Origin of the sequence: Acinetobacter albensis (assembly GCF_900095025.1) — a bacterium.
Taxonomy (GTDB): domain Bacteria; phylum Pseudomonadota; class Gammaproteobacteria; order Pseudomonadales; family Moraxellaceae; genus Acinetobacter; species Acinetobacter albensis.
In genome coordinates, this window is sequence record NZ_FMBK01000001.1 from 104,813 (window position 1) to 126,407 (window position 21,595).

18 protein-coding genes are annotated in these 21,595 nt (G+C 38.4%); 10 read left to right on the top strand and 8 right to left on the bottom strand.

What is annotated here, in order from left to right; all coding sequences use genetic code 11:
- Positions 1-13: 13 nt before the first annotated feature.
- Genes GA0116959_RS00480 through oxyR form a run of 3 tightly spaced genes read left to right on the top strand, consistent with a single transcriptional unit; the run spans position 14 to position 3,102 of the window.
- On the top strand, positions 14-1,192 hold the full coding sequence (locus GA0116959_RS00480; protein WP_092717155.1) for an NAD(P)/FAD-dependent oxidoreductase: 1,179 nt from the start codon (positions 14-16) through the stop codon (positions 1,190-1,192).
- Positions 1,193-1,245: 53 nt separating this feature from the next.
- Entirely contained in the window at positions 1,246-2,190 is a 945-nt protein-coding gene (gene estB / locus GA0116959_RS00485; RefSeq protein WP_053578454.1) for an esterase EstB, read from the top strand.
- Between the two features lie 6 nt (positions 2,191-2,196).
- A complete protein-coding gene (oxyR, locus tag GA0116959_RS00490) occupies positions 2,197-3,102 on the top strand; it encodes a LysR family transcriptional regulator OxyR (RefSeq protein WP_092717158.1) in 906 nt (301 codons plus the stop codon).
- A 63-nt stretch (positions 3,103-3,165) separates the two neighbouring features.
- On the opposite strand, the gene ppk1 is transcribed toward oxyR, so the two are convergent.
- Together ppk1 and mtgA are read right to left on the bottom strand one after the other, a co-directional pair.
- Complete coding sequence (ppk1, locus tag GA0116959_RS00495) at positions 3,166-5,247, bottom strand: polyphosphate kinase 1 (protein ID WP_092717161.1); 2,082 nt, start codon at positions 5,245-5,247, stop codon at positions 3,166-3,168.
- A gap of 114 nt (positions 5,248-5,361) precedes the next feature.
- Positions 5,362-6,036: a monofunctional biosynthetic peptidoglycan transglycosylase gene (gene mtgA, locus GA0116959_RS00500; protein WP_092717164.1), complete on the bottom strand. Its 675-nt coding sequence runs from the start codon at positions 6,034-6,036 to the stop codon at positions 5,362-5,364.
- Between the two features lie 80 nt (positions 6,037-6,116).
- Between mtgA and GA0116959_RS00505 the strand changes: the two genes are divergently transcribed.
- On the top strand, positions 6,117-6,929 hold the full coding sequence (locus tag GA0116959_RS00505) for a rhomboid family intramembrane serine protease (RefSeq protein ID WP_092717167.1): 813 nt from the start codon (positions 6,117-6,119) through the stop codon (positions 6,927-6,929).
- 33 nt (positions 6,930-6,962) lie between these two features.
- On the opposite strand, the gene GA0116959_RS00510 is transcribed toward GA0116959_RS00505, so the two are convergent.
- Together GA0116959_RS00510 and GA0116959_RS00515 are read right to left on the bottom strand one after the other, a co-directional pair.
- The gene (locus GA0116959_RS00510) at positions 6,963-9,440 is read right to left on the bottom strand and encodes an ABC transporter permease (protein ID WP_092717170.1); all 2,478 of its coding nucleotides are present in this window, start codon (positions 9,438-9,440) and stop codon (positions 6,963-6,965) included.
- Complete coding sequence (locus GA0116959_RS00515) at positions 9,437-10,171, bottom strand: ABC transporter ATP-binding protein (RefSeq protein ID WP_092717173.1); 735 nt, start codon at positions 10,169-10,171, stop codon at positions 9,437-9,439. The genes GA0116959_RS00510 and GA0116959_RS00515 overlap by 4 nt, the downstream gene beginning before the upstream one ends.
- Positions 10,172-10,182: 11 nt before the next feature.
- Between GA0116959_RS00515 and GA0116959_RS00520 the strand changes: the two genes are divergently transcribed.
- Positions 10,183-10,812 carry an arylesterase gene (locus tag GA0116959_RS00520; protein ID WP_092717175.1) on the top strand — a complete coding sequence of 210 codons (630 nt, stop codon included), beginning with the start codon at positions 10,183-10,185 and terminating at the stop codon, positions 10,810-10,812.
- A 158-nt stretch (positions 10,813-10,970) separates the two neighbouring features.
- Here GA0116959_RS00520 and GA0116959_RS00525 read toward each other — a convergent pair whose 3' ends face one another.
- The gene (locus GA0116959_RS00525; protein WP_092717178.1) at positions 10,971-11,585 is read right to left on the bottom strand and encodes a carbonic anhydrase; all 615 of its coding nucleotides are present in this window, start codon (positions 11,583-11,585) and stop codon (positions 10,971-10,973) included.
- A 320-nt stretch (positions 11,586-11,905) separates the two neighbouring features.
- Here GA0116959_RS00525 and GA0116959_RS00530 point away from each other — a divergent pair, with 320 nt between their 5' ends.
- Both GA0116959_RS00530 and GA0116959_RS00535 read left to right on the top strand, forming a co-directional pair.
- Positions 11,906-12,934: an alpha/beta fold hydrolase gene (locus GA0116959_RS00530; RefSeq protein ID WP_092717181.1), complete on the top strand. Its 1,029-nt coding sequence runs from the start codon at positions 11,906-11,908 to the stop codon at positions 12,932-12,934.
- Between the two features lie 14 nt (positions 12,935-12,948).
- Positions 12,949-13,950 (top strand): hypothetical protein, encoded by a 1,002-nt coding sequence (locus tag GA0116959_RS00535; RefSeq protein ID WP_092717183.1) that lies wholly within the window; start codon positions 12,949-12,951, stop codon positions 13,948-13,950.
- A 41-nt stretch (positions 13,951-13,991) separates the two neighbouring features.
- Here GA0116959_RS00535 and GA0116959_RS00540 read toward each other — a convergent pair whose 3' ends face one another.
- Entirely contained in the window at positions 13,992-16,046 is a 2,055-nt protein-coding gene (locus tag GA0116959_RS00540; protein WP_092717186.1) for a TonB-dependent receptor domain-containing protein, read from the bottom strand.
- Between the two features lie 281 nt (positions 16,047-16,327).
- The gene (nfuA, locus tag GA0116959_RS00545; RefSeq protein WP_053578466.1) at positions 16,328-16,966 is read right to left on the bottom strand and encodes a Fe-S biogenesis protein NfuA; all 639 of its coding nucleotides are present in this window, start codon (positions 16,964-16,966) and stop codon (positions 16,328-16,330) included.
- A 159-nt stretch (positions 16,967-17,125) separates the two neighbouring features.
- Between nfuA and GA0116959_RS00550 the strand changes: the two genes are divergently transcribed.
- The 3 genes from GA0116959_RS00550 (at position 17,126) to GA0116959_RS00560 (ending at position 19,826) form a co-directional block, all read left to right on the top strand.
- Complete coding sequence (locus GA0116959_RS00550) at positions 17,126-17,743, top strand: rhomboid family intramembrane serine protease (protein ID WP_092717189.1); 618 nt, start codon at positions 17,126-17,128, stop codon at positions 17,741-17,743.
- Positions 17,744-17,927: 184 nt separating this feature from the next.
- The gene (locus GA0116959_RS14225; RefSeq protein ID WP_092717191.1) at positions 17,928-18,095 is read left to right on the top strand and encodes a hypothetical protein; all 168 of its coding nucleotides are present in this window, start codon (positions 17,928-17,930) and stop codon (positions 18,093-18,095) included.
- A 180-nt stretch (positions 18,096-18,275) separates the two neighbouring features.
- The gene (locus GA0116959_RS00560) at positions 18,276-19,826 is read left to right on the top strand and encodes a hypothetical protein (protein ID WP_092717194.1); all 1,551 of its coding nucleotides are present in this window, start codon (positions 18,276-18,278) and stop codon (positions 19,824-19,826) included.
- A gap of 81 nt (positions 19,827-19,907) precedes the next feature.
- On the opposite strand, the gene GA0116959_RS00565 is transcribed toward GA0116959_RS00560, so the two are convergent.
- Positions 19,908-21,527 (bottom strand): inorganic phosphate transporter, encoded by a 1,620-nt coding sequence (locus tag GA0116959_RS00565; protein ID WP_092717197.1) that lies wholly within the window; start codon positions 21,525-21,527, stop codon positions 19,908-19,910.
- Positions 21,528-21,595: the final 68 nt, after the last annotated feature.

Genomic DNA, 21,595 nt, shown 5'->3' on the forward strand with positions numbered 1-21,595 from the left:
TATGGAGAATAATATGCATCCTGTCGTCATCATTGGTTCAGGAATGGCGGGTTATACCGCAGCACGTGAATTTCGCAAGCTAAATCCCGAGCATGAACTGGTCATGATTTGTGCAGATGACGCGATAAACTATGCAAAACCTACGCTGTCTAATGCATTAGCAGGAAAAAAAGCCCCTGAACAAATTGCTTTAGGCGATGCAATTAAAATGGGTGATCAGCTCAAAATGCGTATTGAGTCAAATACGTGGGTCAAAGAAATACACGCTGAACAGCATCAACTTGTCTTAGAAAAAAATGGACAACAGAATATTCAGACATATTCGAAACTTGTATTGGCTGTAGGCGCAAATCCGATCCGTTTGGCCATTGCAGGCGATGGTAGTGATGATATTCATGTGGTGAATAATCTGAACGATTACAAAAAATTTCGTGAGAATTTAGCGATTCGTGAAGACAAACGTGTGGTAATTTTGGGTGCAGGTTTAATTGGCTGCGAATTTGCGAATGACTTACAAAATACAGAACATCAGGTCACAGTTATTGATTTGGCAGCTCGACCTTTGGGCCGCCTAATTCCAGAATATGTTTCATCGTCATTCCAAGAGAAATTAGAACATATTGGCATTCATTTTGTACTAGGCACGACCGTAGAAAAAATTATTAAAATTGAAAAAGGTGATTATCAAATCACTTTGGCCAATGGTCAGTCTGTGATTGCGGATATTGTGCTTTCAGCTATTGGTTTACAACCTAATTTAGAATTGGCGCAAGCAGCAGATATTCTGTGTAGCCGTGGTATTGTAACCAACGTGCTTTTAGAAACCAATCAAGCTGATATTTATGCGATTGGGGATTGTGCTGAAGTGAATGGTTTATTATTGCCTTATGTCATGCCCATCATGCAACAAGCACGTGCTTTAGCAAAAACTTTAAATGGTGAACACACACAGGTTCATTATCCAGCGATGCCTGTAGCAGTTAAAACACCAACAGCGCCACTCACTGTATTGCCTGCTCCAATCGATGTAGATGTCACGTGGACAACCGAAGAGCTTGAGGATGGCATGATTGCTAAAGCAACTGATCAACAGGACACTTTACGTGGTTTTGTGCTGTTAGGAGCTACTGCTGCAAAACAACGCTTAACACTGACTAAACTTGTCCCCGACTTGATTCCTGCATCCGTTTGAGGTTTAAATATGAAGGACATTTTTTTAAAAGTGTCCTTTTTAGGAAAATAACAATGAATAGCGCACTAAAATTTACAGGCTCACCCTATACTTCTTTTATGCATGAAACAAAAATTAAATTAAGTAATGGTATTGAGCTACATGTAGAAATGGGAGGAAATCCTGAACATCCTCCCATTATGCTGATTATGGGTTTAGGTGCGCAAATGCTGTTTTGGCCCGACTTTTTTTGTAAATCACTCATTGATCAAGGCTATCGAGTCATACGTTTTGACAATCGTGACATCGGGTTATCATCAAAAATTCGTCATGCAGGTCCACGACTCAATACGTTTAAATTGATGGGACGCTTTGCTTTAGGACTGGGCAATCAAGGTGCACCTTATAATCTATACGACATGGCTGAAGATGCAGCTTTATTAATTGAGCATTTAGGATTAGAAAAAGTATCCGTTATTGGTGCTTCCATGGGAGGCATGATTGCGCAAATTTTAGCTGCTCGTTATCCTGAAAAAGTGTCCACTCTTGGTTTAATGTTTACCAGCAACAATAAACCATTATTGGCCCCGCCTTTTCCAAAACAACTCTTTAGCCTCATCGGCAGACCTCAATCTTCAGATGAAGAAGGTATTGTGAACCACAGTGTAAAGGTTTTTAATATTATTGGTTCACCGGGATATATCAATCAAATTGAAATTATCCAGACTGCCAGAAAATTATATCGGAGAAGTTATTATCCAGCGGGTGTACTTCAACAGTTTTTAGCAATATTATGTACAGGTTCTTTGCTACCTTTAGGTAAGCAAATTCAGCAACCGACCCTTGTGGTACATGGCTCTCGTGATCGTTTATTACCCCCGAGTCATGGAAAGGCCGTTGCAAAGGCAATTACAAATGCGAAGTTTGAATTAATTGATGGAATGGGGCATGATATCCCTCCGCATTTTATTCCACATCTAAGCGGACTATTTGCTGATCACTTTAAATTAGAACATTAGGACACTATGGCTGCATTACCCTCTTTAAGACAGCTGTCATATCTTGTTACGCTGTCTGAAACGCTGCATTTTACTGAAGCTGCGCGCCGTTCATTTGTCACCCAATCGACTTTGTCAGGCGGGATTATGGAATTAGAGCGTTTGTTAGGTGGGGTACTCGTTGAGCGCGACCGCCAAAATGTACGTTTAACGCCATTGGGCGAGCAAGTCGTTGCACGAGCCCGTGTTCTATTGGCTGATGCACAGGACTTGATGCGTTTAAGTCGTGAGATGAGCGAGCCTTTAACGGGTGATTTGCATTTAGGCATTATTCCCACCATTGCCCCTTTCATTTTGTCGCAACTTTTAGATGAAGTGCATAAACAATTACCTAAAATTCAACTGCATTTGCATGAAGCACAAAGTGAAAAAATTGTTGAAAAATTGGAACATGGCAATCTAGATATGATTGTTTTGGCACTTCCTTTTGATACTCGAGGTTTAAAAGTCGCTGAAATTGCTAAAGAAAATCTTTATTTGGTTTGTAATAAAACAGACCACAATCCAAACACGGCAACCTCTTTAGATGACTTAGACTTATCGCGTTTAGTGCTACTTGAAGAAGGTCATTGCTTACGTAATCATACTTTGAGTGCTTGTCCAATAGGCGAACGCAAAAATGATCACCGGTTAAAAGCCAGTTCATTACCGACTTTGGTCGAAATGGTGTCTTCAAATTTAGGCTTTACTTTATTGCCTGAAATTGCAATTCATACCAATATGATTAAAGCCAATCCAGATTTAGTCGTGAAATCAATTGATGCTGCACCTAGCCGCACTCTTGCACTGTTGACTCGTAAGAGCACACCGTTGCAAAGCGAATTTGATGTGCTATTACAAATTTTGCAAAAAATCACCCAACATCTTCACTAAGAATTTTTTGATAAAAAAGGAGCATATGCTCCTTTTTTTATTTCAATTTAGAATTTGATTGAGCTATTTAATACTACTCAATAAAACTCTTTGCGCATTATGTGGTTCTTGCCCATCTGCAAGCTGTGCACGTACCCAAGTACCATCTCCTTGAAGCAGCCATGCTTGCTGATTATCTTTTAAATAGGTCAGTAAACCTTGCTGATAAATCCGCTTTTTCAAGGCTGGATCTTCTACTGGAAAACACGCTTCAACACGGTTAAATAAATTACGATCCATCCAGTCTGCACTTGAACAGTAAATACGTGGATTGCCATTATTCCCAAAGTAATAAACCCGAGTATGCTCTAAAAAGCGCCCAACAATCGAACGAACACGAATATTTTCAGACAGTCCCGGCAAACCTGGGCGTAAACAGCAAATTGATCGAATAATTAAATCGATCTGCACACCCGCTTGTGATGCTTCGTATAATTTATTAATCAGCTGGACTTCAGTTAAAGCATTCACTTTAACAATGATTTGTGCAGATTTACCTGCTAGTGCATTGGCAATTTCTTCATCAATATAATTTATAAGTTGCGCATGTAAGGTAAAGGGTGCATGAAGTAGTTTTTTCAGTTTGGCCATTTTACCCATGCCCGTCAATTCCTGAAAAATACGATGCACATCTTCACATAATTCTTTGTCTGTGGTGAGCAAACCATAATCGGTATATATCCGTGCGTTACCCGCATGATAATTACCTGTGCCTAAATGAACATAACGTACCAATTTATTATTTTCACGGCGCACGACCAAAATCATTTTGGCATGGGTTTTATAGCCCACGATGCCATAGACCACGACAGCACCTGCTTCTTGGAGTACATTTGCAACTTCAATATTCGACTCTTCATCAAAGCGTGCACGTAGCTCAATCACTGCGGTTACTTCTTTGCCATTACGCGCAGCTTCTGCGAGCACCTGAACAATTTCGGAATCTGGCCCACTCCGGTATAACGTCTGCTTAATGGCCAGTACTTGCGGATCACGGGCCGCTTCACGCAATAAATTAATCACGGGTGCAAATGATTCAAACGGGTGATGGAGCAAAATGTCTTGCTTTTGCATGGCAGAAAAAATATTTTCAGATTTTTTTAAGACTTTTGGAATAATAGGCGTATGTGAATCATAACGTAAATGAGGACGCTTAAAATTTGACAGTAACCGTGCCAAATTGACTGGTCCTTCTACTTTATAAAGCTGTTCTTTATCCAGATCAAATTCATTCAGTAAATAATGATAAATATGCTCAGGACAATTATGCGTCACTTCTAAACGTACTGCACGCCCAAAACGACGTGAATTCAACTCCCCCTTTAAAGCTTGCGCTAAATCTTCCACATCTTCATTTAAAGCCAAATCTGCATTACGTGTGACCCGAAACTGGTAACAACCCGTCGCTGTCATTCCCGGAAATAAATCTGAGACATGTTCATGAATGATTGCAGAGAGCATAACATGATGCTCTTTACCATCGGTTAATTCATCAGGTAAACGTACCACACGTGGCAATGAGCGTGGTGCAGGTACAACAGCTAAATCAATTTGACGACCAAATGCATCCTTCCCTTCGAGAGTCACAATAAAGTTCAAACTTTTGTTGACCAAGCGTGGAAATGGATGTGCAGGATCTAAGCTAATCGGGGTTAATACAGGTGCCACTTGTTCTTGAAAATATTTTTTTACCCACGCCGATTGTGCAGGTGTTAATTCTCCACGGCGCAAGAAACAAATATCTTCTTCACGTAATTTAGGTAAAATTTCTTCGTTTAAAATACGGTATTGACGTTCAATGGCAGCATGGGCAGTTTTGGAAATGGTTTCTAAAACTTGTTTAGGCGTCAGACCATCTGGACTCCGACTTTCATTGCCTAAATCAAGTTGCTCCATCAATCCGGCAAAACGAATTTCAAAAAACTCATCCAGATTACGAGAAAAAATCAACAAGAAATTCATCCGCTCAAGTAAAGGATGTAAAGGATCGACAGCCTGCTCAAGCACACGTAAATGAAAATCTAAAATAGAAAGTTCACGATTAATGTAACGATCATTATATGTATATTCTGTTTGTGTAGCAGGTGTGCCAGCTGCAGTATTCATGCCTAACCTATGCTTATTTGAAAGTGATCCATATCTTGATCAGTATGCTTTATAATTATGACAATTTCATAAAAAAAAGCCCAAATATTCGGGCTTTTTATTACAATTTTTGAATTAAGGAATATTGCTATAACGCATATATTTTTGAATCATGCGTTTTTTATTCAATAATTTTCGGTCATCACGATGATCTTGATAATATTTTGGATTAGGCAAAATGGCTGCCAAAAATGCTGCTTGTTCACGTGATAAACTTTTTGAACTTCGCCCAAAATAATGCTGAGTTGCTGCTTCTATCCCATAGATATTATCGCCAAATTCAACCGAGTTTAAATAGACTTCTAGAATACGTTGTTTAGACCAAATACGTTCCATCATCCATGTGGCTATGGCCTCTTGGCCTTTACGCAGAAAAGATCGCTGATTAAATAAAAATAAATTTTTTGCCAATTGCTGAGAAATAGTCGAGCCACCTGCCACCACTTTGCCTTTGTCTTTATTACGTTCTAAAGCAAACTGAATGCCAGCCCAATCAAAACCATGATGTTGCAAAAACTTGCCATCTTCACCTGCAACCACTGCATGCTTAACATAATCACTGATTTGGTCATAATCGCGCCATTCATGTTTTATCGGCTTTGAAGGTTCAGACCAGTAATCCAAACGCATCATCATGGTGGTTTCTACAGAATGCGTTCTCCACCAGACCAAACTTGTAAATATCCAAAGTTGTACTAAAAGCACTAAACTGACAAGTATTAACAAACTACGAACAATAAAAGCTTTCATGTCAGTAAGTTACTCCCAAAAATTTATTTTTTTCATGCTAAGCTTAATGCCAAATATAGCAAAGATTATAAAAGAATAGCATGCCTGAACACTCGCCACCCTATATTCGAAGTAAACCAGAAGTTCACCTTTGGTGGTTAACTGCATTTTTTATTGCCGTCAATGTCGGTTTATTTATTTGGCAAGTACTCTCAGGCGTCAATATTACCAGCCCAAGTTTAGTCGATGCGATTGATTGGGGAGCCGATTACGCACCTTTAACTTTTTTAGAGGAACCTACGCGTCTTTTTAGCAGCATGTTTTTTCATTTTGGTTTAATTCATTTGATGCTCAATATGTGGGCGCTGTATATTTTTGGCAGTGTAGCTGAACAACTTTTGGGACGCTTTTACTATTTGGGCCTCTATATTTTGGCAGGTTTAATGGGCAGCTTGCTGAGCGGTTTTATTGATATTCAAAATACCTTTGAGTTGCTGCAAAGTAATGACCCTAAGCTGTTCCCCACAGTGAGTGCAGGTGCTTCGGGTGCGGTAATGGGCATTGGTGGTGCCTTAACTATTTTATCTCTGCTACCGATATTACCCAAACAACGCTTTCTCTTAGATAAAAAAACCTTAGTCATGATTATGGCCATTAATTTATTTATTGGTTTTACGATGTCGGGTATTAATAATGCTGCACATATTGGTGGCCTACTCATGGGGGCATTCATGGCACTGATTTGGTATGTCGGACAACGGCTAAACCAACCTAAGTTAGGTTTCGCTTTAGGCTTGATCCTCGGTATCGCACTTTGCTATGGCTTTTATGATTACTGCATGCAACAAGTACAGATCCTCAAACCTATTTGGCGTGAAATTCTTGCAGCCATGCGTGCACAACTGCAATTTTAAGGCTCTCTTCAAGTTTGATTTGAGATCAATATGTTATTGATTGATCTCGCGTAAACTTTGTAGAGGTGGAATATCACATAAATAACTGAGGCGATAACGTCCAATTAAGGCACATAATATGCTCATAAGCACAGGTAAAATCAGCCAAATCTCCCAATGCATCTGAACCATCAAATTCATTTTTTGACTGGCAACCGCACTGATGACCTCTGCAAAAAGACAAGCAACAATACCCGCAAGTAAGCCAATAAAACCAATTTCCAGCGTCATCATCTGTTTTAGTTTTTGTTTAGAACTACCAAATGAACGCAATAAAGCCACTTCACGCTTACGCTCATCCATCAATAAATTTAAACAAGCGATTAAGACCAAAATTCCAGAAATACTAACCAACAGTGCTAAAACAGTGATAATTTGCACCAATACATTTACCAGACGTTTTATTTCATCCAAAATTAAACTGACATCGATAAAAACCGTATTAGAAAATTGCTGAATCACCGATACCAGTTGTTTTTTATCTTGTTCAGGGACGTAAAAACTACCCAAATAACTGCCCGCATTTTCATCCATCGTTTTAGGTGCAAAGATAAAGAAAAAATTTGGACTGAAACTTTCCCATTCCACACTGCGAAAGTTCACCACTTTGGCTTGAATCAAACCTTCAGGCAAACTAAAGGTGAGACGATCACCAATTTTAATTCCTAGCTCTGCTGCCGTCTTGGCTTCGACTGAGACATCACCTGCTTGATGAAGCACAGCTGAACCTTGCACAATTTTATTATCAGTCGGATATTGTGCGGTTTGTGTTAAATTTAATTCACGCCTTAAGGTATTATTACTTTTAAGTAGTTCATTTGAAAAAGGTTGATCATTTTTCGCGATCAATCGTCCTCGAATATTCGGATACAACGGTGTACTTGACCAATTTCGCTGCTCAAGTTCTGCCTGTAATATAGGCATGTCAAAAGGCGGTAAACCATATACAAATTGATTGGGTGTCCCAACAGGCAATTGCTGTTGCCATCGTTCTAATAAATCAGTTCTTAACACCGCCAAAACAGTAATTAGACTTAACCCCAATGCCAAAGCTGTAATTTGAAAAGCCGTCTGATTTGGTGCACGCACGTAGGCAGAAATTGACCATTTCAAACGTCTAATTAACTTTAAACAGCTCCAAATAATGCTATACAACACAGCACATAAAATAATAATTGCCCCAATCACCCAAGCAGTCAAAATTATATTTTCGGTCAGGACGACACTAAACAACACTAAACTGGCTGTACCCATAAGTAACATCCAGAGCAGGGATTGAACAGATTTCTCTTGTTGGCGAATCACACGAATAGGTGGCGTATTTAGTAATTGCCACAAACTGGGCACAATAAAGCCTAACAAAACCACAGCACTGGTGAGCATGGCGATCGGTAATGGTCCCAGTAACATATCCAAGGCAGAAAATTGAATTTGAAGATGCGGAATGAGCTGCAACATCAATTGTAAAAGGCCATAACCCAATGCAACCCCGATGAGGCTCCCAATGAGCATAGCCATGAATAGCACGCCTGCTAGCAAAAGCAAATAAGCACTCAGAATTTGGCTTTTACTGGCACCGATACAGCGCATTAATGCGATATTATCCTGATTTTGCAGTACATAGCGCTGACTGGTTAACGCAATTGCAATTCCACATAACAAAATTGTTAAAATATTGCTTAATTGCAAAAAGGTATCCAAGTTTGCAATCGGCTTCATTAAACGCGTATTACCTTCACTGGCATTACGCAGTTTCAAGCCATTTTGATCGTTCATTTCTGGATTTAAAGCTGTTTTATTCTGTATTTTTTGCTGAGACTGTTTAAAGACTTGTTCAAAATTTTGAATTTTTTGGGCAGCACCAGCAAGTAAGAGGCGATATTCGACCCGACTCCCAACCTGAATAGCATTGGTTTTGGCAACATCAGCTTGTGAAATAATGACCGTCGGTGAAAAGCCAGAAAATCCTAATTCTTGATTAGAGTCATGTTGAATTTTCGCACTAACTTTAAATGTACCATCAGCAATATTAATCGTATCGCCCACGTTCACATGTAATAAATCCATGGCACGAGAACTTAACCACACCTCACCTGCCTGAATTTTGGCTGCTTGTGGAACAACGCGAATTTCACCACGTAAAGGAAAAGCTTGATCAATCGCTTTCACATTGACCATGACAAATTGATCAGCTGTATGTGCCATTGAACTAAAGGTGGTGACTTGCGATTGCTTGAGTGACAAATGATTTGCCTGCTCTTGCCATGTCTTTTCAAGCGGTTGATTATCTGAAAGTACTAAATCGGCAGCGAGCATTTCTGCGGCTTGTAGTGCTACAGCATTTTGAATTTGTTCATTGCTAAATTTTAGTGCTGTGGTCGCACTAATGGCCAAAGTTAAAGCAATGATCAATAAATAGATCCCAGTGGTTTTTAAACTTTGGGTTAAAAGTGGTTTAAAGAGCGGATTCATTCAGACCTCCCCTGCTTTATATGTTCAATTAAACCCCCATCAAATAATTCAAAATGACGTTGGCATTGTTTTGCCAGTTCAGCATCATGCGTGACCAAAATGAGTGTTGTGCCGAATTCTTGATTTAACTGAAAAAGTAATTGTTCAATTTCTTGGGCAGTTTGCATATCCAAATTACCCGTGGGTTCATCTGCAAAAATGATCTTTGGTTCACTGATTAATGCTCTCGCAATTGCAACACGTTGTTGTTCTCCACCTGAAAGTACTTTCGGCGTTTGCATGGCTTGGCGTTCTAAGCCCACTTTTTTAAGTAAATCCAAAGCCTTTTGTTCCGCCAGCGCAAAATTAAAATTCTTTTGTAAGCGCAGTGGCATCATGACATTGTCTAAAGCGGTCAAATGAGGCAACAACTGAAAAGATTGAAATACAAATCCAATATGCTGTAAACGAACCAATGCACGTTGCTCTTCATTCAGTTCAGCAATAGATGCGCCACATACCGATAATGCTCCTGAAGTGGCTTGATCCAATGTAGCCAAAATTCCCAGTAGTGTCGATTTGCCTGACCCTGAACGACCGGTAATCGCAATTTGTTCACCACTATAGATTTCAAAGTTTAAATTTTCGAAAATACATAGCTCTTTTTCTGCAATCTTTATCTTTTGTGTCAACTGCTGTGCAGAGATAATCACTTGTGGCATGATGGAATTGTCGCTGTTCATTTGGGTCATCACATTCCTATATGCAAAATCGTAATTTAAATAATCGTCTATTGCCTTGCTTGGCATTGTTTGGCTTATGTTGCATACCTGTATTAGGCTCTGCTAAAACCATTATGATTTTAGGTGACAGTATTAGTGCAGCTTATGGGATGCAACCTCAACAAGGATGGGTACATTTATTACAAAAGCGCCTCGACCAACAGTATCCGAAACAGCATAAAGTGGTCAATGCCAGTGTGAGTGGTGAAACCACCAGTGGCGCAGTTGCACGATTGCCAAAATTACTTCAAACCCATAAACCCCACGTTGTAGTAATTGAGCTTGGTGGAAACGATGGTTTACGTGGCCAGCCACCGTTACTCATTCAAAAAAATTTAGCCACCTTAATTCAAAACAGCCAGAAAGCCAAAGCCACAGTGATTGTGTTAGGCATGAAAATTCCGCCAAATTACGGTTCAGCCTATAGCAAAGCTTTTGAAAAAAATTACAGCATTGTGAGTCAACAGCACAAAGTAAAATTAATGCCCTTTTTCCTACATGGTGTTGCAGGCAATAAAAGCTTAATGCAGTCCGACTTAGTTCATCCACATGCCAAAGCACAAAATATTTTACTTAATAATGCCTATCCTTATATTAAAGGCGCGCTATAAAAAATTGCTGAGCAGTGGATAACTTTTTTATAAGCGTTAATCGCTTTTAAATTATTCAATAATGCTTTAAAAATAAAAAAGCCAGTCAATTTTTAACTGACTGGCATACGTTTTATCACTGCATTTTCGAATACAGCTATGTCTCTATTTTTCTACTTTTAAAAATCAAAAAATAACACTTCACCTGTTTCTAAAGAATACTCTGCACCGATAATTTGCAGCTTACCTTGAGCAATTAAATGTTCTAAAACGGCAGAACCATGACGTAGCTGATTGACTGAGGCAAATACATTTGAGCGCACTGCATGTTTAGAAAGTTTAGATAAATCATTTTTCAATTCAGTTTGCATTAAAGTTTCAACCGATGGACGAACACGGTTGACAATCGACATCAAATTTAATGAGGGTGGATGATCTGGATTCATTAAAGTATCAATCGTGGCTTGAATCGCACCACAATGACTGTGTCCTAAAACAATGACCACAGCACAATCATAACGTTCCGCGGCAAACTCGACACTACCGACTTGTGACGGTGCAACCACATTCCCTGCGACCCGAATCACGAATAAATCGCCTAAACCCTGATCAAACACCATTTCTGCAGGCACACGTGAATCAGAACAGCCCAAAACAATGGCAAAAGGATTTTGATTTTCCGCCATTTCTGCTCTTTGCTGATGGGAAAGTTGTTTGGTCAAGGTGGCGTCACCTGATACGAAACGTTGGTTACCCTTTTTAAGACGTTCTAAAGCTTCTTGAGCTGTTAGCATTTCTTTTTCCCAGCAAAAATGTTTTTAAGTTGTAATATATTAATCTCATGAAAACTGAAAGTCACTTGCAAAAAGAATAGCTGTTCGATTTATAACTCACGTATAAATAAATTTACTCATCTTTAAATAGGCATAAAAAATCCATTTTTTTGCGCTTTGAAGCCTTATTTTGCTCATTTGTGAAAATATTTAAGTGACTTTTTTCTAAGAGCAATTACAATAAACTACAAATATTTAAAAAATAAATAGCTTCAAAATTTCATTATTTTTTGATGCGTTTGCTACAATTTTTTCGTCATTTATACATAAGGATATGATCAATGACACAACTAAGTTTAAATTTATCTCGTTTTTTACAGGGTGTAGCTTTAGCAATTTCAATCGGTTTTTCTTGTTTTTCTTTTGCTGCCTTACCTCAAAAAATAGATCCGTCTGTTGCTGTACAAGATTATTTAATCAAACAACGTGATGCTGCAGGTTTAATCAGTAAAACGATTCAAATTAATGATGTCACTTGGAGCTATAGCGAAGGTGGCGCACGCAATAAACCTGCTGTTCTGCTAATTCATGGCTTGGCAGGTAACCGCGACAATTGGAATGGTGTAGCACATTTTCTAACCCCTTATTATCATGTCATTATTCCTGACCTTCCAAGCAACGGTGCAACAAAAGTTGCCGATAATTTTGATCTTTCTATTCCGAATGTGACTGAACGCTTACGCCGCTTTGTTGAAACCCTTGATATAGCAGATAAACTTAATATTGCAGGGCATTCTTTGGGTGGATCAATTGCAACTGTTTATGCATCCCAATATCCTTTTGATACCCAAAGTTTATTTTTACTGAATAGCGCAGGTATTTATCAACAAGCCAATACCGCTTATACCAAGGATCCCAATTTTCTCAAAAACCTGATTGTTTCTAAACCTGGTGACTTAGATGAAGTCTTAAACCAAGTCATGCAAACACCGCCGACCTTGCCTCCTTATTTTAAAAAAATCCAAGAAAAAATACTGATTGCTAACGCGTCTCAAACCCGTAAAATGATTAATCAATTGGTCACTTTAAATCATATTTACACACCAGAATCTTTTGCTCGTTTGACCCGAACTATAGAAGCACCGACACTAATTCTTTGGGGTAAACAAGATAAAATTATTAATGTTGAAGCAGCAAGTGAATTACACGGTTTGTTAAAACGTGCAGAAAAGCCGGTTATTTTAAATAATGTCGGTCATATGCCTATATTAGAAGCACAACAACAAGTCGCTTTGCACTATTTACCTTTTTTGGCTAAAACACAAAAGTTAAAAAATCCGCTAGCTGATAAACTTATCCCTTTGAATTAACATGCAGAGACAGTATGCAAAAATATCCAATGATTGAGCAATTGATTGAAGCTCATCTTGACTTTTTAGAGCAAGAATTTTCCCATACTGCCACGATTCAAACTGAATTTTTAGAATTTTATCATTGGTTCATCCAACAAAAATTAAAAGATATTTGGTCTTTTCAACATATTCATGACCTTTTACAAAAACAAATTTTAGCGACACCGACCACTCATTTTTTAATTGAGCAGATCACGGAACATCTTCATTTCGCCTTAATTCACCCAGTGAATGAAAATACCAAGATTGCAGATATTATTCCTGTCAGCACAATTGATAAAATTGCACAATATGTCGCAAGTAAAAGTGGTCACCGACAACGCCTGATTAAAACAGTGGTCAACAATCCCGCTTTTTCAGCCATGATCAGTCAATTGATTCAGCACTCCATTCAAGATTATTTAGATAATTCACTGATGGCAAAACGCGTTCCTGGCGTATCGCGCTTTATGAAAATGGGCAAATCTGTTTTAGAAACGGTCACTGACTCAAATTTGGATGAAACGATCGCGCATTATCTACAAAAAAATATTTTAAAGTTAAGTCAAATGAGTGAACATGTTTTAAATCAACACTTTGATGATGAAAAACTCTATCACTTTCAAGCCAATTTATGGCATAAAATTAAAGATATGCCCTTGACTGTATTTAGAAATTATATCGAAGTTCAGGACTTGCCCAATACCGTCAGTTTAGGCCATGAAATTTGGGATCATCTTCGTCAAACTGACTATTTAAAACAACAACTTCATGACGGAATATATACATGGTACATCCGCAACCAAGAGCGTTCATTTGATTTGTTATTACGTGATTTGAATATTGATGAACGCTTAGTTCAAAATGAATTGCAATCTTTGCTGACTCCTCTCATTCAAAAAATGGTTTCGTCTAAATATTTAAGAGCTCGAGCAAGAATTTATTTAGAAAAATTTTATTATGCAGAAACAACTCAGAACATTTTAAATCCTTAAATAAAAAAGCCGCAAATGCGGCTATTTTTATAAGAATATTATTAGAAATTAGCAACAAAACTAATGCCATAGCGACGACCATCTAAAACCTGATCGCCATCAGCATCTTCTGCTTTTTCATCTAAAAGGTTATATACGCCAAATTTGCCTTTTAAACTAGGCGTAAACTGATAATTAAAACCCACATCTAAAAATTGATAGGCTGGCGTCGGCTCAGACATAGAAGCGCGTCCTAAATAAGACGAGGTTTCACTACGATAGTGTAAGCGTGTCCAAACATCTAGCGCATCATTGAGGTTGTAATCTACAGTGGCATTAAACATATGTTTTGGTATTTGGTTTAAAGGCTGCCCTTTTAAGTCACCCGATTTTTGCTCAGTTTCTGTGTAAGTATAATTGGTGTTTAAATTGACCCCTTCTGCTAGCTCAGTATCAAATGAAGCTTCAACACCTTGCATGGTCGCTTCATCTACATTAATTCGGGAACTAATAAAATTCCACAAACGTACATTGCCTGTGGCTGCATCTATACGTCCAAATGGATCCTCACATGCCCATGTAGCTGAATCACTATTATTACCATTGGGTGATGAACAGTCGCGTACTTCAGTAATTTTATCTTTATATTCAGTATAGAAAGCCGTCAGTGAAGCTTTGGACTTGTCACCCTGCCACGCAGTTCCTAGCTCATAACTCACCGATTTTTCTGGTTTTAAATTATCATTTCCCATAATAAAGGCACTGCCTTTACCCGTTACAGAATGTACTTCACTGGAAGATTGTCTTAAGTCAGGTTGTTTGTAGCCAGTGGATACACCGCCTTTAAACGTCCATGCATCGGTCGGGTTATAGACACCATATACACGTGGAGAAAAATTACCGTCATAGTTTTCGTCATGGTCATAACGCAAACCAGTGGTTAAGTTAAATGTATCTGTAATGGACCATGTATCTTCTGCAAATACTGCAAATGCCCAACGTTCCAGTTCTGTTATCGGCATGTCTGCATTTTGATTGGTTGCACTATCAACCAATGACTCGTTTTTAAAATAGACGCCTGAAATTAAATTATGATTACTCAACTGCCAATTCCACTGCGAATTGGCAAGCCAAGTTTCAAGTTCAATGCCGCTTAAACCTGAAGTCGCATTTTTACGATCTGGATTTTTTGACTTTTCATATTGGATGTATGAACTGCTATTCAATATATCGCTATATGTACCATTGTGGGTTAAGCCAAATACTTCACGATAATTTCGACCGTAAGAATCTGCTCCTGTATTTAAAATTGTTTTACCTGCAGTAGATTCTGACTCTTGCTTGGTAAAATTGGCTTCAAACTCTAAATCATGTTGATCATTGATTAAATAGGTGAGTCTAGAATTTAAACTTTCTATTTCTGTGCCACGAAAGCCACCAACATAACTGTCTTCTTCGCGCTTTTGTTTATTCAGCCCCAATTGCATTCCCAATTTATTTTCAATCAAAGGCCCAGTGAGATAGACCGAACCATTCTTAATTTCTCCAGAATTATTCGAATCTTGTAAAATCGTGCCTAATTCAACCGTACCTGACCATTCATCGCTGACTTTTTTAGTAATAATATTGATGACACCCCCCATCGCATCACTTCCATATAAAGTAGATGCAGGTCCACGAATGACTTCAATACGCTCAATTGCTGAAATTGGCGGTAAAATATTCTTCTCAAAACCACTGTCATCGCCATTTGGATTTACATCTTTAGAATATTGACGCTTACCATTGACTAAAAATAAAGTGTAACTTGAGCCCATGCCACGAATACTGATGGTTTGCGCAGACCCAGCCCCTGAAACAACTACGCCCGGTGTATTTCTCAGTACATCGGTAATATCATTATATTGTCGTGTTTCTAATTCTTTCTGAGTAATGACTGTCATTGAAGCCGGTGCTTTGCTGACATCTTGTTCATAACCCGCTGCAGTGACCACAATCGTTTCTAGTTTGGTCGGCTCAGAACTAGACGAAATTTTTTCATCATTTGCAGATGCAACAGATGCAATAATAGACAAAATTGAAAGCGATAATGCAGATCGAAGAATACGCTTGGTCATTCAAGGTCCCCAAGTGGCAAATAGTGGATAAGTATTGCAATTTTCGTTGCACAGTGTAACAAAAAGTAATTCAATTGCAATTAGTATTGATAATTATTATCATTAATATTCGTTTTTATGTTTAATTTTTAATCAAAATTATTAAATTCGCTACCTATTTTAAGATTAATTTAAGCTTTATCTGATTTTTTTAAAGAAGAACCTTTTTCTCAGTTCAAAATTCATATTTATTTTTCTCATAAAAAAACCCCCATATTTGGAGGTTTTTTCTTGATTTAAACTTATTTGAAGTAAGCGCCTTCTGCCTGAGTGTGGTCCGTTTGGTCAACCACACGCGATAGTTCAGGAATATGCTGTTTTAAAGTCGTTTCAACACCTTGTTTTAAGGTTACATCAATCGCTGAACAACCTTGGCAACCACCACCAAATTTCAATACAGCCGTTAAACCGTGTTCTTCATCTTCGATCATTTCCACTAAAGCACAATTACCGCCATGCCCTGCTAAACCTGGATTAATTTCGGCTTGCAAGACATAAGTAATACGCTCTTCAATTGAGGCATCTGCACCTACACGGGGCACTTTTGAATTGGGTGCACGAAAAGTCAATTGTCCACCAAAACGGTCTTTATTGTAATCAATCACTGCATCTAATAGATAAGGAATTGATGGTGCATCAACATAAGCCGCAAAGTCTGGATAATCTTGTTTGTAATCTGTAGAAATAATTTCTTCAGGCGCGCTATAAGCCATACAACATTCAGCACGAGGCGTACCCGCATTTTCTACAAACACACGTACAGCAATGCCAGGCGTATTTTGTTTTGCCAGCAAGTCAAATAAATACTCTTGCGCTGTCGGTGTAATCAATAAATTTGGAATTTCTTCTGCAACTGCAGTGCTGATGTTCTCAGTCGACATAACAATATTTCCTCAAGCTGAAGTTGTCATTTTAACTGAAGATGCGGGGTAATAAAAAAAAATCAACTAAAATTGTCGGAATTATTATAAAAGTTTATTTTAATCCCACTTTTAATGGCATTATAAATTATAAATATTGAAAAGTTGAACTTTCACTTCATGCTCGATTTACCTTTTAATCATACTGTTAGTCTGATTCTGATTACGGTCATTATTTCACTGATCGCCTTTTCCAACCAAAAAGTCATGAACCGTCTTATTTTTTGGCCACCGGCAATGCAGCGCGGACAATATGATCGTTTTGTCACCCATGGTTTTATTCATGCAGATGGCGCTCATCTTATTTTTAATATGATTACCTTGTTCTTTTTTGGTAGTGTCATTGAGAGCTTCTATCGCCAGTATTTTTTTGATCTGGGTTTTGTGTTGTTCTATTTGGGCGGTTTAATTGTTGCAATTATTCCCAGTTATCTCAAGCATAAAAATGATCACCGCTGGGCAAGTTTAGGTGCTTCAGGTGCGGTATCAGCGGTTTTATTCGCTTATATTTTGTTTGAACCTTGGAAACTGATTTTTGTTTTCTTTATTCCTGTTCCAGCGATTATTTTTGCTATCTTATATGTGAGCTACAGTATTTGGTCAGGCAAACGTGGCAACTCCAATATTAATCATAGCGCACATTTATGGGGTGCAGCTTATGGTGTCATTATGACCATCATTCTAGAACCACGTATTGTTTCACACTTCATTAATCAACTTATGCAACTGCCCTTTTAATTGATTTTAAATTACTTTTTGGGATTCTAATAAATAGAATCCTTTTTTATATTTATTTTTCACTCATATTTTTAAGTGACCTTTTGATTAATTTGAAACATTCACATAACAATTCTGTATATATTTTATTCAATTTTATTTCATATAATAAATGACATAGCGAAGATAAATTAAGGATAATGTCATGAGAAAAATAGGGTTACTAACGAGTTTATTCCTAAGTTTTGCTTTAACTTCCTGTGCTGTTCATACACGTGACGGCAGTATTGTTGTTGATCCTGATCGCAGTTCTCATCCACATGACCGAGGTGATTTTTGTCCACCGGGTCAGGCTAAAAAAGGCCGTTGTTAAACTATATTTACTCATTATTTTAGCCTTCACGATTGGATATGCCATCTGAAGGCTTTTATTTTTTCAATTAAATCCGACATTAATTCACTTCATTTTGTCACTTAATGCCAATCAATTGGTGAATTTGGCATAGATAATGTATACGTCTGTATATTAATTATTCTCTTTTGCGAGTTCTGCATGCCAACATCATTCGATGGTCTTCAATTTCCAATCCCCTCTTCTAGCCATAAAGCCAGTAGCTCTCAAACTGGAAAAGAAATTATTGCTGAAGCCCTTTCAATGGTTGATCACCAGTCCTCTCAAAAAGCCTTAGCTGAAAAAAATTGGCGTAAGCATTATCCTCATTATTTTAAAATGTTGGTTGAACAAGGTATTCGTAATGGTATACATCCCATTACCATCGCCAAGCAGGGATTACATAAAGCACATCATAGTTTTCATTTTTATCGAAACGGTCAACGTTATTTGCTAAAAGATATGATGAACGATGTAAAAATAGAAAATTTATATACCATTAAACTTCAAGGTGAAAATGATGCTGCACCTGAATGGTATGTACCTTACAAGGGTGAAAAATTAAAAGGGCAAGCTTTACTCGCGCAAATTCAGCATTGGGAAGATACTGGCATTATTGAACCTAGTCATGCTGATGCTTTACGAACTGCGCAATCGCATCCTGAATGGTTTAATCTTTCTGACCGTACTTTGGTATTATTTGGAGCAGGTTCAGAAGCAGGTCCATTGACTTGGTTATCCAAATGGAAAGCCAATATTGTTGCCGTCGATCTGCCCAACCAGCGTATTTGGGGCAAAATCTTAAAAACCATCCAACAAGGCAACGCCACTTTATACGCACCTTGTAGCGAAAAATTAAGTCCAAATACATCTACCGCAATTTTGAAAGAAAAATTAGGCGCAGACTTATTGACGCAAACACCTGAAATTGCGCATTGGTTAAGTCAAAATGAACATCAGCTTGATCTGGCAGCAATTGCGTATTTAGATGGTGAAAAACACGTGCGTGTTTCGATGGCGATGGACAGCATTATGCAACATGTGAGTCAGCAAAAATCTGATACCAGTTTAATGTTTATGTGCACACCCACCGATGTCTATGCCGTTCCTAAAGAAGTCATCACAGCATCACGTCAAAAATTTCAACAACGTTCAAAAACTCAGCAGATGATCAGTAAAACTATTGCGACCGTTTCTGGGCAGTATTTTTTCAAAAAAAATCGTCACACACTCATTACCTCAGAGAATGGCAAAGAGTATGGAATTGCAGACTGTCTAGTGGTCGAACAAGGACCAAATTATGCTTTAGCAAAACGCATCCAACAATGGCGCGCAACTTTGGCACGCCATTCTGGGCAACGGGTCAGTATTAATATTGCGCCATCGACCACCACCCATTCGGTGACTAAAAATCCATTATTAAAAGCTGCTTTCAATGGGGCCAGCTTGTTTGATGTTGAATCATTTGAACCTGAAACGACCAATGCAATAATGGCTGCCTTATGGATTCATGACTTGCGTCATCCTGAATCTGTCGCCAATCCTGAAATGCATCTAGATCATCCTTTAGAACTGATGATGCATGGAGCAAATCATGGGGGCTTATGGCGTGTTGCTTATTTAGCGCGAAGTGCTTTACCTTTTGCTGCTTTGTATGGATTTGCCAATCAAAAATTACGATTAGATAAAATGATAGGCAAACAGAAAAAATAAGCTTATTTTTACAATATTTCTAAAACTAAAAACGCTGCATTTGCAGCGTTTTTTGATGGCAAATTTTAGTTAAACAAAGTTTTAAGTAAACTGTAAGAATAACCAGTACAAACCACCCGATAAACAAATGGTGGCAGGTAAGGTGAAAATCCAAGCGGACAAAATGACCTTCACGGTGGCAAAATTCAACCCCGATTTATTGGCAACCATCGTACCCGCAACCGCACTGTTTAATACATGTGTGGTCGACACTGGCATACCAAAACCATCTGCAGCCGCAATGGTGGTCATCGCGACCAATTCTGCTGACATGCCCTGACCATAAGTCATGTGATTTTTACCAATACGTTCACCCACTGTGACCACGATGCGCTTCCAACCGACCATTGTGCCTAAGCCCAATGCTAGAGCGACTGCAACTTTCACCCAAGTTGGAATATATTGCAGGAAAGAATCTAATTTACTGCGATATTCTTTAATCGCTTTGCCCTGATCTTGCGACATGGCAGGCAGTTGTTCAGCTTTATCCAAACGCTTAAATGCTGTACTACTCAAATACATATCGTTGCGAATAATCGAAACTTCCGCTTCAGGAATGGCTTTTAAGTCACCATATTGCGCAACACGGTCACCCAAATGATCGGTTAAACTGGCCAATGCTGGAACCACTTCAGGTGTAATTTCTTTGGTTTGAATATATGTGGTTAATGTATTACGCGCTGTTTCATCGGTTATTGCTGTATGATTTACATACAAAATATCTGCAGTCTGATTCGACAGTTGATTAAAAGATTGAATATGTTGAGCATCTAGATTTTTATTCAGAGAATAAGCCAGAGGAACAATACCAATCAGAATCAACATAATTAAACCCATACCCTTCTGACCATCATTTGAACCATGAGCAAAACTCACCCCTGTACAAGTGAAAATCAGAATCGCGCGGATCATCGGTGGTGGTGGCTTGTTGCCTTCAGGTGGCTGAAACAATTCTACTTGTTTTTTAAAGACTTTTTTAACCAGTAAAAATACAATCGCAGCAAAAGCAAATCCGATCAAAGGTGAAAATAACAAAGCCTTACCGACTTTAATCACCTGATCCATATCTACACCACTTGCTCCACCTCCTGAATTTAAAAGATAATTCATGATGCCCACACCTAAAATCGAACCGATTAAAGTATGTGAACTTGAAGCAGGAATACCTAAAAACCAAGTACCCAAATTCCATAGAATGGCTGCAATCAACATGGCAAAGACCATGGCAAAACCAGCGCCTGAGCTAACATTCATAATTAACTCGACCGGCAACAAAGCAATAATGCCGTAGGCCACTGCCCCGCTTGCAACCATGACCCCAAGAAAATTACAAAAACCAGCCCACATTACCGCAACTGGTGCAGATAAGGCATTGGTATAAATGACTGTCGCCACTGCATTTGCAGTGTCGTGAAAACCATTGACAAACTCAAAGCCCAAAGCAATGAATAAAGCGGTAGCCAACAAGATAACAGAATATAAACTTAAAGTTGGAACATGAGACAAATCAGCAGAAAGCTGAAAACCAATGTAAACCAAAGTTGCAATAATGACCGTTAAAAACACCGGCATAAAAAATTTCGGTGTAGGCACATGCACATTCGTCGATTTCTGTGGCGCTGATGAAACCTGATCTTGGACGGGAGGAATATTAGAATTCATGCAAACGGTTCAAAGGGATAATAATATCCCCTTATTGTTCAATTTAATTGTGACAATTATATGACAAG